This window comes from Blastococcus sp. KM273128 (assembly GCF_021698975.1).
Lineage (GTDB): Bacteria > Actinomycetota > Actinomycetes > Mycobacteriales > Geodermatophilaceae > Blastococcus.
The window spans coordinates 58,643-74,894 of the sequence record NZ_SSXA01000008.1; the positions used below are offsets into that span (position 1 = coordinate 58,643).

At 75.0% G+C, this 16,252-nt stretch carries 16 protein-coding genes and 1 pseudogene; 6 read left to right on the forward strand and 11 right to left on the reverse strand.

Annotated elements, in window-relative coordinates; all coding sequences use genetic code 11:
* Positions 1-5: 5 nt before the first annotated feature.
* The 3 genes from E9529_RS04205 to E9529_RS04215 are packed head-to-tail and all read right to left on the reverse strand — an operon-like array spanning position 6 to position 2,850.
* Complete coding sequence (locus E9529_RS04205) at positions 6-1,031, reverse strand: NAD(P)-dependent alcohol dehydrogenase (protein ID WP_236829850.1); 1,026 nt, start codon at positions 1,029-1,031, stop codon at positions 6-8.
* Positions 1,028-1,798 (reverse strand): iron-sulfur cluster assembly protein, encoded by a 771-nt coding sequence (locus E9529_RS04210; protein ID WP_236829851.1) that lies wholly within the window; start codon positions 1,796-1,798, stop codon positions 1,028-1,030. Before E9529_RS04210 ends, E9529_RS04205 begins: the two co-directional genes overlap by 4 nt.
* Positions 1,795-2,850 carry an amidohydrolase family protein gene (locus E9529_RS04215; protein WP_236829852.1) on the reverse strand — a complete coding sequence of 352 codons (1,056 nt, stop codon included), beginning with the start codon at positions 2,848-2,850 and terminating at the stop codon, positions 1,795-1,797. Before E9529_RS04215 ends, E9529_RS04210 begins: the two co-directional genes overlap by 4 nt.
* Before the next feature lie 194 nt (positions 2,851-3,044).
* Between E9529_RS04215 and E9529_RS04220 the strand changes: the two genes are divergently transcribed.
* Entirely contained in the window at positions 3,045-4,529 is a 1,485-nt protein-coding gene (locus E9529_RS04220) for a helix-turn-helix domain-containing protein (protein WP_236829853.1), read from the forward strand.
* A 13-nt stretch (positions 4,530-4,542) separates the two neighbouring features.
* Here E9529_RS04220 and E9529_RS04225 read toward each other — a convergent pair whose 3' ends face one another.
* A complete protein-coding gene (locus E9529_RS04225) occupies positions 4,543-4,779 on the reverse strand; it encodes a DUF3500 domain-containing protein (protein WP_236829854.1) in 237 nt (78 codons plus the stop codon).
* Between E9529_RS04225 and E9529_RS04230 the strand changes: the two genes are divergently transcribed.
* Positions 4,778-5,485, forward strand: coding sequence for a hypothetical protein (locus tag E9529_RS04230; protein WP_236829855.1), 708 nt, complete (start codon positions 4,778-4,780; stop codon positions 5,483-5,485). The genes E9529_RS04225 and E9529_RS04230 overlap by 2 nt on opposite strands.
* On the opposite strand, the gene E9529_RS04235 is transcribed toward E9529_RS04230, so the two are convergent.
* Together E9529_RS04235 and E9529_RS04240 are read right to left on the reverse strand one after the other, a co-directional pair.
* A complete protein-coding gene (locus E9529_RS04235) occupies positions 5,421-6,632 on the reverse strand; it encodes an MFS transporter (RefSeq protein WP_236829856.1) in 1,212 nt (403 codons plus the stop codon). The genes E9529_RS04230 and E9529_RS04235 overlap by 65 nt on opposite strands.
* A gap of 30 nt (positions 6,633-6,662) precedes the next feature.
* Complete coding sequence (locus tag E9529_RS04240; protein ID WP_236829857.1) at positions 6,663-7,661, reverse strand: SMP-30/gluconolactonase/LRE family protein; 999 nt, start codon at positions 7,659-7,661, stop codon at positions 6,663-6,665.
* A gap of 211 nt (positions 7,662-7,872) precedes the next feature.
* On the opposite strand from E9529_RS04240, the gene E9529_RS04245 reads away from it, so the two are divergent.
* Positions 7,873-9,495, forward strand: a complete 1,623-nt coding sequence (locus E9529_RS04245) for a multicopper oxidase family protein (protein ID WP_236829858.1) — start codon at positions 7,873-7,875, stop codon at positions 9,493-9,495.
* A gap of 9 nt (positions 9,496-9,504) precedes the next feature.
* Here the strand turns inward: E9529_RS04245 and E9529_RS04250 are convergent, their stop codons facing one another.
* The 3 genes from E9529_RS04250 to E9529_RS04260 all read right to left on the reverse strand — a co-directional run bounded on the left by E9529_RS04250 (position 9,505) and on the right by E9529_RS04260 (position 11,966).
* Positions 9,505-9,717: a hypothetical protein gene (locus E9529_RS04250; RefSeq protein ID WP_236829859.1), complete on the reverse strand. Its 213-nt coding sequence runs from the start codon at positions 9,715-9,717 to the stop codon at positions 9,505-9,507.
* Between the two features lie 6 nt (positions 9,718-9,723).
* A complete protein-coding gene (locus E9529_RS04255; RefSeq protein WP_236829860.1) occupies positions 9,724-10,029 on the reverse strand; it encodes a muconolactone Delta-isomerase family protein in 306 nt (101 codons plus the stop codon).
* A gap of 113 nt (positions 10,030-10,142) precedes the next feature.
* Entirely contained in the window at positions 10,143-11,966 is a 1,824-nt protein-coding gene (locus E9529_RS04260) for an NAD(P)/FAD-dependent oxidoreductase (protein WP_236829861.1), read from the reverse strand.
* 126 nt (positions 11,967-12,092) lie between these two features.
* Between E9529_RS04260 and E9529_RS04265 the strand changes: the two genes are divergently transcribed.
* The gene (locus E9529_RS04265; RefSeq protein ID WP_236829862.1) at positions 12,093-13,319 is read left to right on the forward strand and encodes a GAF domain-containing protein; all 1,227 of its coding nucleotides are present in this window, start codon (positions 12,093-12,095) and stop codon (positions 13,317-13,319) included.
* Positions 13,320-13,388: 69 nt separating this feature from the next.
* On the opposite strand, the gene E9529_RS04270 is transcribed toward E9529_RS04265, so the two are convergent.
* Entirely contained in the window at positions 13,389-13,724 is a 336-nt protein-coding gene (locus tag E9529_RS04270) for a hypothetical protein (RefSeq protein WP_236829863.1), read from the reverse strand.
* Between the two features lie 171 nt (positions 13,725-13,895).
* Between E9529_RS04270 and E9529_RS04275 the strand changes: the two genes are divergently transcribed.
* Both E9529_RS04275 and E9529_RS04280 read left to right on the forward strand, forming a co-directional pair.
* Complete coding sequence (locus tag E9529_RS04275) at positions 13,896-14,906, forward strand: asparaginase (RefSeq protein ID WP_236829864.1); 1,011 nt, start codon at positions 13,896-13,898, stop codon at positions 14,904-14,906.
* Complete coding sequence (locus tag E9529_RS04280) at positions 14,903-15,781, forward strand: polysaccharide deacetylase (RefSeq protein WP_236829865.1); 879 nt, start codon at positions 14,903-14,905, stop codon at positions 15,779-15,781. Before E9529_RS04275 ends, E9529_RS04280 begins: the two co-directional genes overlap by 4 nt.
* On the opposite strand, the pseudogene E9529_RS04285 reads toward E9529_RS04280, so the two are convergent.
* A pseudogene (locus E9529_RS04285) lies at positions 15,778-16,252 on the reverse strand (MFS transporter); the annotation flags it as partial. The gene E9529_RS04280 and the pseudogene E9529_RS04285 sit on opposite strands and share 4 nt — an antisense overlap.

Below are 16,252 nucleotides of genomic sequence, written 5' to 3' on the forward strand. Positions count from 1 at the left end.
GCCGGTCAGGGCACGAGGATGGCCCGGCCCCGGACCTTGCCGGCATCCAGGTCGCGGATCGCGTCCACGGCCCGGTCCAGCGGGTACTGCTGCGTGTGCAGCGTGACCTTCCCTGCCTGCGCGAGCACCATCAGCTCGGCCAGGTCGATGTAGGTGCCGACGATGTTGCCCACGACGTTCTTCTCGCCGGCGACGAACTCCAGCGTCGGGATCCGCAGCTCGCCGCCGTACCCGATCACGTAGAGGGAGCCCGCCGGGCCGGTCATGCGCCAGCCGTCCATCTCCGCACCCTGCTCGGCGACGAAGTCGAAGACGACGTCGGCGCCCCCGCCGGTCAGCTCCTGCACCGCCCGCACCTGGTCGCCGTCGGCCACCACGGTCTCGTCCGCGCCGATCTGCCGGGCCAGCTCCAGGGCGTCGGGGTTCCGGTCGACGACGACGATGCGCGCGCCGGTCAGCGCCGCCAGGCACTGGACGCCGATGTGCCCGAGACCGCCGGCGCCCTGCACGACGGCGGTGGTGCCCGGGTGCAGCAGCGGCAGTGCCTTGCGCACGGCGTGGTAGGCGGTGATGCCGGCGTCAGCCAACGCCGCGACGTCGGCCGGGTTCGTGGACGGGTCGAGCTTCACGCAGGCGCGGGCGGTGGTGCGCAGGTACTCGGCCATGCCGCCGTCGTCGTTCGAGAGCCCGGGGAAGAAGGCGTTCGCGCACTGCATGTCCCGGCCGGCGCGGCACGCCGCGCACAGCCCGCAGCTGGGCTGCGGGTGCAGGATCACGGTGTCGCCGACGGCGACGTTGGTGACCCCCTCGCCGACCGCGTGCACCCACCCGGCGTTCTCGTGCCCGATCACGTAGGGCAGGTCGGGGTTCTGCAGCTCGGCCCACTGACCCTCGAGGATGTGCAGGTCGGTGCGGCAGACACCGGCGCCGCCGATCTTCACGATGACGTCGAGCGGCCCCCGCAGCTGCGGCTCGGGGATGTCGTCGATGTTCGGGTCCTCGTGGTACGCGTGCACGCGGACGGCCTTCACGGGCGGGATCCCTTCGAGACGGTGAGCGGGAGGAGCGGTCGGTCCTCGGGGCGGGGCGCCTGGTCGGCCTCCGACCCCGGGTAGCGGGTGGTGAGCAGCCCGCGGCAGAAGTGCGCGTTGCCGTCGATCGAGATGCGCACCGAGCGGGCCCGGCGCAGGAACAGCGCGGCTGCCTCCGGGGTGGGGCGGGTGCCGTCGGCGTCGACGAGCACGGGCGCGCCGTCGTCCACCGGCAGGCCGAGGGCAGCCCGGCGGTGCAGCAGCGCCTCGGTCGCGCGCTCACCCGCCGGCAGGTCGCCGAGGACGAGCGCGGCCACGTCAGCCCCGGGATCGGTGCGCAGCAGCGCGGTGACCGCCCGCTCCATCGCCGCGGTGTGCGCCTTGCGGGCGAAGGTGGCGCGGAGCTCGTCCAGCGACTCCTCCGCCTCGTGCCCGAAGGTGCCGCGGTAGCCCAGCCCGGCGGCCAGGCCGCGGTTGATCAGGTCGGAGTCGTGGTGGTCGTCGAGCTCGACCACCACGGCCCCCACCCCCGGGACGGCGGCCACCGCGTCCCGTGCGTCGGACGCCATGAGCCAGGCGAAGTTCGGCGCGCAGAACGAGGTGGGCAGCCGCAGGTGCACCTCGGCGGTGGGCGGGTCGGCCGAGTGGTCCACCGCGACCGAGCGGACGAAGCCGAGGTCGGTGATCGGCTCGTCCAGCTCGGGGTCGACGACGGCGCCCAGGGCGGCTCGGATGCCGGCGGCCAGGTCCGGGAGGACGGCGGTCACCGGGCACCCGCCCCCGCGAGGTCCGCGGCTCCGGGCTGGCGCGGGCCGGTGGCGGTCTCGTCGGCGTCGGGCAGCCGCAGCTCCGGGGGCACCGGCAGGTCGTAGAGCTTCGCGGCGTTGAGCCCGAGCACCTTCTTCTTGAGCTCGGTGGTGAGCGGCGCGTACTCCGGGCTCATGTCCTCCGGGATCTGGAAGTCCACGAACTTCTCGACCAGCCACTTCGGGGTCCACAGCGCGTAGTCGCTGGAGAAGAGGATGCGGTCCTCCCCGAGCCAGTAGGTGAGCTCGCCGATGATCTGGGCGAAGTACCGCGGCCGGGTGTGGATGAAGGGCATCGCCACGGCCAGGCCCGCGTGCACGTTCGGCTCCTGGGTGGCGATCCAGCAGAAGTCCTCGAGCCGGGGCAGCCCGCAGTGCTCCACGACGAAGGTCAGGTCGGGGAAGTCGGTGGCCGCGTGGTCGACGTCGGCCACGTCGAAGGCGTCCCGGTCCAGCGGGCGGATCGTGGGGCCCTTGTGGATGTGGATGTTCCGGATGCCGAGCTCCTGGGAGAGCTCCAGGTAGCGGTAGGCCATCGGGTCGGTGAGCTTCCAGCCGCGGGACTCGCCGTGCCAGTCCGCGGTGTAGAGCTTCACGCCCTTGAGGCGCATCCGCTCCGCGGCCTCGCGCAGCGCGGTCAGGCCGTTCTCGCCGTCGCGCGGGTCCCAGTAGTGGTTGTAGGTCAGCTTGTCGGAGTGGGCCCGGGCGAGGGCGAACGCCTCCTCGGTCTGGCCGAAGCCCCGGTGGTAGAACTCGGCGAGCCGGGCGGGCTGGAAGATCGCGTGGTCGACGATGCCGTCCACGAAGACGTCGCGCATCAGCCGCTCGCCGCCCTGGTAGAGGTACTCCTCGTACCCCCACTGCTCGGTCTCCGGGCTGAGGTTGCGGTGGTAGTCGTAGAAGCAGTCGATGAACTGCTTGCCGTGCACGTTGCGCTGGTTCTCCGGACGCGCGTCCCACAGCGCGATGTGGGCGTCCACGATGAAGTAGTCCTCGCCGTCCTTGCGGTACATCTGCCGGCCCCCCAGCTGTTCGGGATGCGACGACGCTCACGCCGCTCGCCGACGACGCTAGAAAGGTCTCGCGCGACCCGGTAGATGTGACCTGTCTCACTTTGAGACGGCCGAGAGGCGTAGCCTGCCGGGCCATCCGGCAACGACACCGGAGCGTGCCCCCGGGGGCCGCTCCCCCGGGGAGGTGCTCCGGCGTGGACGCTGAGCGGTCCGGCCCCCCGCCCGAGCTGCCGGTCCCGGCGCCGCGCCCCGACGGGCGGCTGCCGGCGCCGCGGCTACGGGCGTCCTGGCGGCGCAGCCAGCAGTACGGGGTGCCGCCGGAGGAGGTGCTGCCGCGCTTCACCGGCTCGGTCGACACCGGCTCGCTGCTGTACGAGTGCGGGTCGCAGGTGCTCACCGGCCTGCACGCCACGATCGCCGGCGAGCCGGTGAGCCTGATGGTCGCCGACCCCGAAGGCCTGGTCCTCCTGCGGCTCTGCGACGACGCGGGCATGCGGCGCTCCCTGGACGCGGTGCACCTCGCGCCCGGCTTCTACTACTCCGAGCGGCAGGCCGGCACCAACGGCCTGGGGCTCTCGCTCGCCGACCGCGCCCCCTCGCTGGTCCGGGCGGCGGACCACTACTGCGCCGAGCTCCGCGGCTACACCTGCGCCGCCGTCCCCGTGCTGGACCCGGTCACCGGCGAGCTGGCGGGGTCGATCAACCTCACCACCTGGTCGGACTCCTCCTCCGAGCTCCTGCTGGCCCTGGCGCAGGCAGCCGCCGGCGCGACGAGCGGGCTGATGCTGCAGCGGTCGACCGGGCGGCGGACCGGGTCGGCGCCCCGCGGCGAGGTGTTCCGCGTGGTGCCCGCGGCCGCCGGCGGGGAGGACCCGTGCGTCTCCGCGGGGTGGCGGGCGGCCCTCGCGGCGGCGCGGACGGCCGACGCGGCGGGCCGGGTGCTCGCCGTCATCGGGGAGCCGGGGGTCGGCAAGACGACGCTCGCCGTCCGCGCGCGGCAGCGCCCGGGGCCCGGCCGCCGGGTCCTGCACGCCCGCGCCCCCGCCGACGACGGCGCCGCGTCCTGGCTGGAGCTGTGGACCCCCGAGCTGGGCGACCCCGCGGTGCACGTCGTCGTGTCCGGCACCGAGCGGCTGCCGGCGTGGGCGGCCGAGGAGCTCGCCGCCGCCCTGTCCGCGGCCCGGCGGACCGACGGCCGCCCGCAGCCGTTCGTCCTGACCAGCCGCGAGTACGCCGCACTCCCCGCCCCGCTGGCGCCGCTGGTGGACGCGGTCGTCGAGGTGCCGCCGCTGCGCCTGCGCAGCGACGACGTGATGGCGGTGGCGCACGCCGTCGCCCGGGCCGAGCGGCACCGCCCCGTCGGCTTCACCGCCCGCGCGGTGCGTGCGCTGACCGGCTGCCCTTGGCCGGGGAACACCCGGCAGCTGCGCCGGGTGGTGCGCGAGGCCGTCGCCCGCGCCGACGTCGTGGACGTCCACCACCTCGCCCCGGAGGTCCTCGACGGCGGCTCCCGGCCGCTGAGCCGGCTGGAGCGGCTGGAGCGCGACGAGATCGTGCGGTGCCTCACCGAGCCGGGCACCACGGTCACCCGGGCCGCGCAGGTTCTCGGCATCGGCCGCGCGACGCTCTACCGCAAGATCGCCCACTACGGGCTGGCGCTGCCCGACGCCCCGGGCTGACCGGCGGGCCGGCTCAGCGGTGGGCGGGCGCGTGGTGGCGGGCCAGCACGTCCAGCCCGAAGTCGGCCACCGGGTCGCGCCGGACCGAGTGCGCGTGGTTGGCCCCGCGCTGGGTGTTGTCCCACTCGACCAGCAGCCGCGGGCCGGCTTCCCGCCCGTCGGGCACCCGGAGCGGGCCGCCTGGGAACCGCGGCGGGCCCCGGGAGCGTTGCTCGAGGAGCCGGCCCCCGCCCTGCCCGAGGAGCACCATGACGACCCCTCCGCCGACCGACCCCGCCCTCGCGCTCGAGCTGGGCGAGCTGGGCGACGACGGCGAGCTGACCTGGCTGACGTCGCTGGACCCGACGCTGCTCGCCGTCCTCGGTGGCACGCTGCTGGTCCTCCTGCTGGTGGCGGCACTCGCCGGGTGGCTGGTGCTCCGGCGCGTGCGGCGCAGCCCGCTGGTCGCGCGGAGCCGGGAGCTCGCCTCCCGCGGGCGGGAGCTGGGTCTGCAAGGGGCGACCGCCGTGGCGGCCCGGCGGCTCCCGCCGGGTTCCCGGCGCACCGCGGCGGAGCTGCAGCTCGAGGTCGCCCGCGCCCGCGACCGGCTGCGCCACCACGTGGCCACCGCCCGGGCCGCCGGTGCCCACCTGGGCGAGATACCGGAGCTGCTGCCGTCGCTCGAGGCCGAGGGCGTCCGCCTGGAGCAGTGCCTGCGCCAGCGCGCGCTGGCCGCCGACCCGGCCGACCGGGCCGACGTCGAGCCCGGGGCCCGGGCCTACCTGGCGACGGTCGCCGACGTCTGCGACGCGGTGCTCGAGGCGGAGCGCGCGGTCTCGAACGCACGCCCGGTCACCGGCGTCGCCGACGCGGTCGCCGCGCTGCGCGCGCACACGTCCGCGTACCAGGAGCTCACCGCTCCGCCGCCCCCGCCCCGGATGCCGTCGCCGGGACCGGAGACCCCCGACCGACGGTGAGCACGGCCAGGTAGCCGGCCAGGCCGAGCGCGAGGCAGCCGGCGATCGCCGGCAGGTAGGAGCCCGAGGCGTCGACGGCCGCGCCGGCGACCGGCGCCCCGACGGCGCTGCCGATGCCGGCGCTCGTGTAGAGCACCCCGAGCAGCCCGCCGAGCCGCGTGGTGCCGAAGCGCTCCGCCACGACCGCGGGCCCGATGGCGACGAACCCGCCGTAGCCGACACCGAGGACCACGGCGAAGACGACCAGCACGCCGTACCCGCTGCCCAGCCACCACAGCGCGAAGCTGAGCCCCATCGTCAGGAAGCACCCCTGGAAGGCGCGCAGCGTGCCGACCCGCGCCGCGACCACGCCCAGCAGCAGCCGGCCGGCGGTGCTCGCCAGCCCGATCACCCCGACCAGCGCGGCCGCCGCGACCCGGTCGACGCCCTGCCGCACGGCGTACCCGGGCAGGTGCACGAACGGGACGAACAGCGCGACAGCCATCAGCCCGGACGCCAGGTACAGCCGCCGGTAGTCGGGGTTGCGCACCGCCTCGCGCAGCGTCAGCGCCGCCGGGCCGGACGCCACCGGCGCGGGCTGCACGACCAGCGCGCAGAGCACGAGCACCACCGCGCCGCCCAGGCCCAGCACGAGGTGGGTGGTGCGCCACCCCACCTCGCCGATCAGCGCGGCCGCCAGCGGCGCCACGGCCAGCGTGCCCAGCCCGATGCCCGTCACCGCCACCCCGACCGCCAGGGTCCGCCGCCGCTCGAACCAGCCGCTGACGACCGCCACCATCGGCACGTAGGCGCAGGCGACCCCGATGCCGACGCCGAGGCCGTAGGTGACCAGGCCGATCCACAGCTCCCCGGCCAGCGACGTCGCGGTCAGCCCGGCGCCGAGGGCGACGGCGCCGGCGAGCAGCACCCGGCGCGGGCCGTAGCGGTCCACCGCGACCCCGCTGAGGGCGCCGAGGCCGAAGTAGGTGAGCGAGGTCAGGGCGAAGAACGCCGACGTCGCGCCGCGGCCGGAGCCGAACTCCTCCGCCATGGGGGCGAGGAAGGCGCCGAACGAGTAGGCGATGCCGAAGGTGACGAACATCCCGGCGAAGGCCGCGGCAACCACGCCCCAGCCGCGGGAGGAGTCGACCGCTGCCGGGGCGCGCATGGTCCCGGACCATACGAGACCCCCGGGCATTCAGGGCCGGAAGGGCAGGACCACCACCTCCGAGTCCTGCGTCGGCGGCTCCTCGTCGAACTGGCTGTCCACCAGCAGCAGCTTCCCGCGGGCGACGTCCGCGGTGGTCAGCACCCGCTCGGGGTCGGTGCCCACCTCGGTGACCACCCGCGCCGCGGTGGCGTCGCGGTCCAGCCGCAGGTAGGTGAGGAGCCGCGGGAAGTTGCGGACGGCGACGAGCGTGCGGCCCTGCACGACCAGGCCGTCGGCGGAGGTGAGGTCGGCGTCCCCGGTGTCGACGAGGGTGGGCGCCGCCGTCGCCAGGTCGAAGCGCCACAGCTGGCCGGCCGCGCTGTGCGCCACGACGAGCGAGCGGCGGTCCGGCGCCACCTCGATGCCGTTGAGCCCGAACGTGCCCGGATCCTGCGGGATGGTGGCGGCCGCGTCCGACCACAGCGTCGCCGTCCACCCCCCGTGCTCGCGGGCGACCCGGAAGATGCGCGGGGTGGTCGAGTCGGTGACGTAGGCGGCGCCGTCCGGGCCGACGGCGACGTCGTTGAGGAACAGCGGGCCGTCCACGGGCATGCGCAGCGCCGCCAGCAGGTGGCGGTCGTCGTCGTAGACCCAGAGGTCAGGGGCGTCCGCGGGCGCCCCCTCCTGCGTGCGGTTGTCCCCGCCGGCGACGAACACCCGCTCCCGCCGGTCGGTGGCGATCCCGACGGCGGTGCGGCGACCGTCGGCCAGGGCGGCGTCCTCGTCCAGCCACACCTCGGTCGCGGGGTCGCCGAGCCGGCCGCGGTGGACCTCCCCGCCGGTGGTCTCCGTGACGTAGAAGGTGCGCCGCTCGTCGACGACGTCGATGCCCTCGAACCGGGAGCCCCCGGGGTCGCCGGACAGCAGGTAGGCGCCGGGCGGGCCGCCACGACGGGCGCCGTCAGCGGCGACGGGCGCGGCGAGCGCGAGCACGAGCGGCAGGAGGAGGAAGACCACCGCGGCGGTGCGGCGGAGCGTCGGGCGCATGCGGCCTCCAGGCGGCGTGGCGGTGGACCCCCGTGCGCCCCACACGATGACGCGGGCGGGCCGGGAGCGCCAGCGCCCGCGGCACCGAAACCGGGACGGCCCCCACAATGCGGGGGGCCACCCCTCCCGTCTGCGGCTGTGGGGTGGGCGGTCGCGCGACGAGGGTGGTGCCACGGGGACAGCACACGCACTGCACCCCCCGGAGAGCACCGTGGACACACCCGTCATCACCCGTCGCGACGCGCTGAAGATCGGCGTCCTGAGCGCCGCGGCGCTGACCTTCCCCCTGGCCGGCCCGCTGCGGGCCAAGGAGGCCTCCGAGCTCGACAAGGACCGGATCCCGCGGCCCTACACGCTCGCGTTCCGCCGGCCACCCGTGCTGCAGCCCGCGGGCCGCACGGACGGGCGCGACGTCTACGTGATGACCCAGCAGCAGGTGCGGCGGCAGATCCTGCCCGGCATCGCGACCACGGTCTTCGCCTACAACGGCACGGTCCCCGGCCCGACGATCCGCGTGCCGCGCAACCGCCCGATCATGGTGCGCCAGATCAACGCGCTGCCCGCGAAGCACCCGACGCTGGGCTACGTGCCGTGGACCTCGACCCACCTGCACGGGGCGCCCTCGCTGCCGCAGTACGACGGCTACGCCAGCGACATCACCCTGCCCGGCCAGTACAAGGACTACCTGTACGACAACAGCGAGACGGCGCGGACGCTCTGGTACCACGACCACGGGGTCCACCACACCGCGGAGAACGTCTACATGGGCCTGGCCGGGCAGTACCACGTGCTCGACGGGCGGGAGAACGCACTCGGGCTACCCCGCGGGCGGTACGACGTCCCTGTCATGATCAGCGACGCGGCGTTCGCCGAGAACGGGGAGCTGCTGTTCGACGACAACGGCGAGAACGGCGTCATGGGTGACGTGATCCTGGTCAACGGCCGCCCCTGGCCGGTGCTTCAGGTGGAGCCGCGCAAGTACCGGCTGCGGCTGCACGCGGCGAGCGTCGGGCGCGGCTTCACCCTCCGGCTCACCCGCGGCGCGGTCATGGTGGTGGTGGCGACCGAGGGCGGGCTGGTCCCGGAGGCACAGCCGGTGGACCGGCTCCGGATCGGCATGGCCGAGCGCTACGACGTCGTCGTCGACTTCGCGCCCTTCGCCGGCGAGCAGGTCGAGATGCGCAACGACGGCGTCGACAACTCGATCGACTACGACGACACCGACAAGGTCATGGCGTTCCAGGTCGGCACCGTGGTGACCGATCCGACGAACAACGAGCTGCCCGAGGTGCTGAACCCGGGCTCGCACGTCATGGGTCTCCGCGAGGAGGACGCGGTGCGCACCCGCCACCTGGAGTTCCACCGGCAGAACGGCATGTGGGTGATCAACGACCACACGTGGGACGACGTCGTCCGGTCGGGCTACCGGAAGGCGATCGCCGACCCCGCTCCCGGTGACATCGAGATCTGGAAGATGACGACCTCGGGCGGCTGGTTCCACCCGGTGCACCTGCACCTGACCGATTTCAAGATCCTGGACCGGGACGGCAAGGCTCCCGAGTCGCAGGAGCTCGGCGCCAAGGAGACCGTCTACCTCGCCGAGGGCGAGGAGATCCGGGTCCTCGCCGAGTTCGGGGCGGTGCTGGGGACGAACCCGGACGAGTCCGAGATCCGCCGCTCCGGCCGCTACATGATCCACTGCCACAACGTGTCGCACGAGGACCACGACATGATGACCCAGTTCTGGGTGGGCGGGGAGGGCGCCGGGCCCGACCCGATCACCGCCGCGCCGCCGAAGCCGCTGCCGGCGCCGCCCGTCCCGCCGTTCACCTGAGCGGGCGGCTCAGGGCTGCGCCCCCTCGTCGTCCGCCGTCAGCCACGCCCGCGCCGACCGGTAGTCCTCGGCGACCCCGAGGACCCGGTAGCCGGTGGGGGTGCGCTCCAGCAGCAGCCAGGCGTCGTCGAACGCCTCGACGACGGTGTCGTCGCAGCGGTCGGGCAGCCCGTGGGGGAAGCGGGCGGAGCGGATCTCCCGCTCGTGCGGGGCGGGCGTCACGTGCGGTCAGGACTGCCAGCGACGCTGCACGTCCTCCGCGAAGGCGGTGTACTCGCGGACCGGGAGGACCTCCTCGAGGGTCAGGTAGTGGCTCATGGGCAGGGCGCCCATCACCACCTGGTCGAGCTGGTCGTGCGACTCGACGTCCACGATGCCGATCACCCGCCGCTGGCCGGCGACCTTGTACAGGCTCTTGATCAGCCCCGCCTCCATCGCACCGACCGCCGCCCGGACCTCCCGCTCCCACTCGTCCCAGAACTCGTCGCGGTCCAGCCGCGTGTGGTCGACGCGGAAGCTCAGGTGGAACAGCATCGGGCGCTCCTGTGGTCCGGGCGACGCCGGGCCGACGCCGCTGCTGCCGGGATGGCGGACAGGGTGCCCGTGCGCCCTCCCCCGCGACAAGGGAGGAGGGCGCACGGGCGCGGTCAGCTCGTGTGGTGCACCTCCGGCAGGCCGTACACCGGCGTCGGGATCCCCTCGTACCGGGCCTTGAGCTGCAGGGCCAGGTAGAGCGAGTAGTGCCGCGACTGGTGCAGGTTGCCGCCGTGGAACCACAGCGCCTCCTGCCGGGTGGGCTTCCACATGTTGCGCTGCTCGCCCTCCCACGGCCCCGGGTCCTTGGCGGTGTCCGACCCCAGGCCCCACACCTTGCCCACCTTGTCGGCGACCTCCTGGCTGATGAGGTCGGCGGCCCAGCCGTTCATCGAGCCGTAGCCGGTGGCGTAGACGACCAGGTCGGCGGGGAGCTCGGTGCCGTCGTCCAGCACGACGGAGTCCTCCGTCAGGCGCACCACCTGGCCGTGGGCGAGCTTGACCCGGCCGTCGGCCACGAGTTCCGCGGCGCCGACGTCGATGTAGTAGCCCGAGCCGCGGCGCAGGTACTTCCTGAACAGCCCCGAGCCGTCCTCGCCCCAGTCCAGCCAGAAGCCGGCCTTCTCCAGGCGCTCGTAGAACTCGGCGTCCCGCTGCTTCATCTGCTCGTACAGCGGGATCTGGAACTCGTGCATGATCCGGTACGGCAGCGAGGCGAAGACCAGGTCCGCCTTCTCCGTCGTCACCCCGGCGGCCAGCGCCTCCTCGGAGTAGAGCGCGCCGAGGCCGATCTCCATGAGGCTGTCGCTCTTGACGATGTGCGTCGAGGAGCGCTGCACCATGGTCACGTCGGCGTCGTGCTCCCACAGCGCCCCGCAGATGTCGAACGCGGAGTTGTTGCTGCCGATGACGACGACCTTCTTGCCGGCGTAGGCGTCGGGCCCCGGGTGGGCCGAGGAGTGCTGCTGGTCGCCGCGGAAGACGTCCTGCCCGGGGATGACCGGGATGTTCGGCTTCCCGGACATCCCGGTGGCCAGCACGACGTGCTTCGGCCGCAGGACGAGCGGCTTGCCCTCGCGCTCGACCTCGACGGTCCACTCGCCCTTCTCCTCGTCGAAGGTCGCCGACGTCGCCGTGGTGCTGCCCCAGTAGGGCACCTCCATGACCTTCACGTAGGACTCGAGCCAGTCGCCGATCTTGTCCTTGGGCGAGAAGACCGGCCAGTTGTCGGGGAACTTCAGGTAGGGCAGGTGGTCGTACCAGACCGGGTCGTGCAGGCAGAGCGACTTGTAGCGGCCGCGCCACTGGTCCCCCGGCCGCGGGTGCTTGTCGACGACGAGCGCCGGCACCCCGAGCTGGCGCAGCCGCGCACCGAGCGCGATGCCGCCCTGCCCGCCGCCGATGACCAGGACGTAGGGCTGGACGCCGACGCCGAGGTCGGCCTCCTCCTGCTCGCGGCGCTCCAGCCAGGTGCGGCGCTCCCTGTCGGCCCCGTGCTCGGCGCCCATCGGCCGGGCCGGGCCGCGCGGCTCCTCGTGGCCCTTGAGCTCCGACAGCGTGGTGAGCAGGGTCCAGGCCTTGGTCTCGCCGTCCTCCTCGACGAGCCGCACCAGCCCGCGCCCCCGGCCGACGGCGGTCTCGAAGGTGAACCAGGCGGTGGTGACCCCGTCGGCCTCCTCCGGCGGCTCGTCGACGGCGAACCCCGACGGGTCGGTGTGCCCGAGGGTCGCGGTGAGCAGGTCGGCGACGCCCTCGGGGTTCTCCACCGTGGTGATGTTCCAGCTGAAGGAGACCAGGTCGCGCCAGAAGCTCGTCGCGGCGAACATCCCGGCCGCGCGTGCCACGTCCCGCGCACGCAGCGCCTCCTCGAAGCCGGTGAACCAGCGGTGCGCCCGCTGCTCCGGGGTCTGCGTGGGCGTGTCCAGGGTCTGGATCATGCGCTGCGCCTCCTCCGTCCGCCGGTCGGCGTGGTGTGATGTGCAGCACAGCGGAGGGCACCCGGCGGCGGAAGCGTTGCAGCGCGTTGCACCACCCGGCCGCCGCGCTGCCCGGAGGAGGTGGACGTGGCCGGCTGGTCGGCGGTCTCCCCCGGCACCGACCTGTCGCAGCACGCCCGGGTGCTGGTCCGGGTGCACGACGCGGTGCTCGCCGGCGCCCGCCCACCCGTGCGCCCGCGCGCGGTCGTCGCCCGGTCGTGGTCGCGGGCGCTGGGGCTGGGCCTGGACGCCGCCCGCACCAACACCCGCGCGCCGCTTCCGTTCGACGAGGTGGAGCGGCGCCGCCGGGCGAGCCCGCTGGCGCTCGTGGTCGACGAGCTCCGCCAGGTGCTGGGCAGCCCCGCCGACGCCTCCTCGTTCCTCGTCGTCGTCACCGACGCCGACGGCGTGATCCTCTGGCGGGAGGGGTCGGCGCGGGTGCGGCTGCGTGCGGACGCGCTGGGGTTCACCGAGGGCGCCCGCTGGACGGAAGCCGCCGTCGGCACCAACGCCATCGGGACGGCGCTGGCCGAGGCCGCGCCGGTCCAGCTGTTCTCCGCCGAGCACTTCGAGCTGGCCCAGCACCCGTGGTACTGCACCGCCGCGCCGATCCACCACCCGGTCAGCGGGGAGCTGCTCGGTGTCGTGGACGTCAGCGGGCCGGCGCTGACCCTGCACCCGGTCATCGGCGCCCTGGTGGAGACCGCGGTCAAGCTCGCGGAGGCGCAGCTGTGGCGGCACCACGAGCACCGGCTGGAGCGGGTTCGCCGCTCGGCCCGGGCCGCGCTGGCGGTCACCCGCGGCCCCGTCCTGCTGGTGGACGACGACGGCTGGGTCGCGCACCGGTCGGGCATCGCGGTGCGCGACCGCATCGAGGTGCCGCGGCCCGACCGGCTGATCGCCGTCCCCGGGCTGGGGCTGTGCACCCCCGAGCGGATCGGCGAGGGCTGGCTGGTCCGGCCGCGGGGGCCCGGCGACGCGATCGACGCCGAGCTCGACCTCACCGGCGCCCCGGTGCTGCGGCTGCGCACCGGCAGGGAGGAGTGGCGCACACCGCTGACCCGCCGGCACGCCGAGGTGCTGGTGCTGCTGCACCGGGCCGGGCGCGCGGGGGTGTCCGCCGCCGCGCTGAGCGCCGCGCTGTACGGCGACGGCGAGCACTGCGTGACCGTGCGGGCGGAGGTGTCCCGGCTGCGCCGGGTGGTCGGCGGCCTGGTGGCCACGAACCCCTACCGGCTCGCGGACGGCGTCACCCTCTCCGTCGTCCCGCCGCACCTGCCGCCACGCGGGTCGAGCCGCTCCGGCGACGGTTGAGCCGCGCCCTGGCGCGGCCTGTCGGTCGGTGCAGCGGCTCGACGTCGAGTCGTCCGGCCTCCGCCCGGGTCAGCGGCCGAGGAGCCGGCGGAGCAGCCCGCCCGCCCGCGGCTCTCCCTCGGCCGCGGCCGGCTCCCCCGGATCACCGGGGTGCGCCGTGCCGGGGACGGGCGGGCGCGGGCGGCGCCCGGCGCGGGTGCTCCCGGCCGGCTCGTGGACCAGCCGGTCGTGCGCCAGGTAGTGCTGGACCGTCTCCAGCGCGGGACGGTGCCCGCGCGCGGCGACGTCGTGCCGGGCCTCCCGCTCGCAGGCGAGCTTCTCCGCCTCGCTCATCTGGAGCGGGTCCCACCCACCGCGCCGGCCGGCCTCCCCGGGGGGCTGCGGCGTGCCGCTGACGACGGTCATGACGACTCCTCTCGCCGATGCCTGTCCTGCCAGCGTGCGCCCGGGAGCGCCCGGGGCACAGGGCCCCAGGTCACGAGCTCCGCCGCCGCCCGCCCCACCTCGGCTCCGGTCGCGCGCGGACGGCGCCCGGGGCAGGGTCGGGACGACGCACCCACACCGCCGGGAGGACGAGTGCCGCGGATCCACCTGCTCGCCACCGGCGGCACCATCGCCAGCCGGCGCGGGCCCGGCGGGCTGGCCTCGGTCACCCCCGCGGGCGACCTCCTCGCCGCGGCGGGGATCCCGGACGGGCTGACCGTGACCAGCAGCGACCTGCGCACCGTCGGCAGCTTCGCCCTGACGACGGCCGACCTGCGGGAGCTGGTCGCCGAGGTGCGGCGCTGCCTGGCCGGGGACGTCGACGGCGTCGTCGTCACGCACGGGACCGACACCATGGAGGAGTCGGCGTTCCTCGCCGACCTCGTCCACGACGACCCGCGGCCGGTCGTCCTCACCGGCGCCCAGCGCCCCTTCGACTCGCCCGCGCCGGACGGCCCCCGGAACCTCGCCGACGCGCTGCGGGTGGCCGCCGCGCCGGCCGCCCGGGACGCCGGGGTGCTGCTCTGCTTCGACGGCCTGGCCTTCGCGGCGCGCGGGGTCCGCAAGGTGGAGACGCTGCGCAGCGGGGCCTTCGCCGCCCCGGGGCGGGGGCCGGTCCTGCGGGTCGACGGCGACGCGGTCACCCCGCTGGCCCGGCCGGTGCGCGGCCCGGCGCTGCCCCTCGACCTGGACGCCGAACTGCCCCGGGTGGACGTCGTCCCGCTCTACCTGGGCGCCGACGACGCCCTGCTGCGCGCCGCGGTCGAAGCCGGCGCGGCCGGCGTGGTCCTGGAGGCCTTCGGCGCGGGCAACGCGACCCCGGCGGTGGCCACCGCCGCGGCCGGGCTCGCCGCCCGCGGGACCCCGGTGCTGGTGTGCTCGCGGGTGCCCTCGGGCCCGGTCGCCCCGCTGTACACCGGCGGCGGCGGTGCCGACCTGGCCCGGGACGGCGCCGTCCTCGCCGGCGACCTCAGCCCCTGGCAGGCGCGGCTGCTGCTCGCGGCCGCGCTCGCCGTCTCCCCCCACGACCCGCTGGCGGTCGTGCGCGGGCACCTCGCGACCGGGAACCGGACGTCGCACCGACTGGATGGAGAGCAGGGATGACCAAGGAGATTTTCGTGGCCTTCGGCGTGGACGTCGACGCCGTCGGCGGCTGGCTGGGCTCGTACGGCGGGGAGGACTCCCCCGACGACATCTCCCGCGGCGTCTTCGCCGGCGAGGTCGGCGTCCCCCGTCTGCTGGAGCTGTTCCGCCGCCGCGAGCTGCCCAGCACCTGGTTCTGGCCGGGCCACTCGATCGAGACGTTCCCCGAGCAGTTCGACGCCTGCGTCGCAGCCGGGCACGAGATCGGCGTCCACGGCTACAGCCACGAGAACCCGATCGCCATGAGCCGGGAGCAGGAGCAGGCGGTGCTCGACCGCTGCATCGCGCTGATCGACGAGAAGGCCGGACGGCGGCCGACCGGCTACGTCGCCCCCTGGTGGGAGTTCAGCGGCGTCACCAACGAGCTGCTGCTCGAGCGCGGCATCACCTACGACCACTCGCTCATGCACCGGGACTTCGAGCCCTACTACGTCCGCGTCGGCGACTCCTGGACGAAGATCGACTACTCCGCGCCGGCGGACACCTGGATGGAGCCGCTGGTCCGCGGCGAGGAGACCGACCTGGTCGAGATCCCGGCGAACTGGTACCTCGACGACCTGCCGCCGATGATGTTCATCAAGTCCAGCCCCAACAGCCACGGCTTCGTCAACCCGCGCGACATCGAGCAGATGTGGCGCGACCAGTTCGACTGGGTGCACCGGGAGATGGACTACGCCGCCTTCACCATGACCATCCACCCGGACGTCTCCGGGCGCCCGCAGGTGCTGCTCATGCTGGAGCGGCTGATCGACCACATCAACGGCCACGACGGTGTCCGCTGGGTCACCTTCGACGAGATCGCGCAGGACTTCCTCCGACGCTCGCCCCGCAGCTAGGGACGGACGGAGGCCGGCTCCCGCGGGCCCGCAGCCACCGCTCCGGGGCGCGCGGCGGCGCCGGTGCCGAGCAGCACCGTCGCCGCCGCGGCCAGCAGGGCGGCGGCGAGGCCCGGGCCCGCGGCCAGGGCGCCGAGCGCGAGCGCACCGAGCGCCTGCCCGGCGGTGAGGCCCACGAAGAGGAAGGCGGCCGCGGCCGCCGCGCCGTCCGGGCGCACCCGGGCACCCCAGGCGATCAGCACGCCGCTGAGCGCGACGAAGGCACCGCCGAAGGCGGCCAGGGCCAGGCCGGCGAGCCACGGGACGCCGGGACGCACGGCGAGCAGCGCGGTGGCCGCCGCGGCCACGAGCAGGGTGCCGCGCCAGGCGGCGCGCAGCCCGTACCGCTCGACCAGCGCGCCGCTGACCCCGCCGAGCAGGCCCGCCGCACCCAGGACGCACCAGAGCGCGCCGCTCACCACCGCGGAGAGC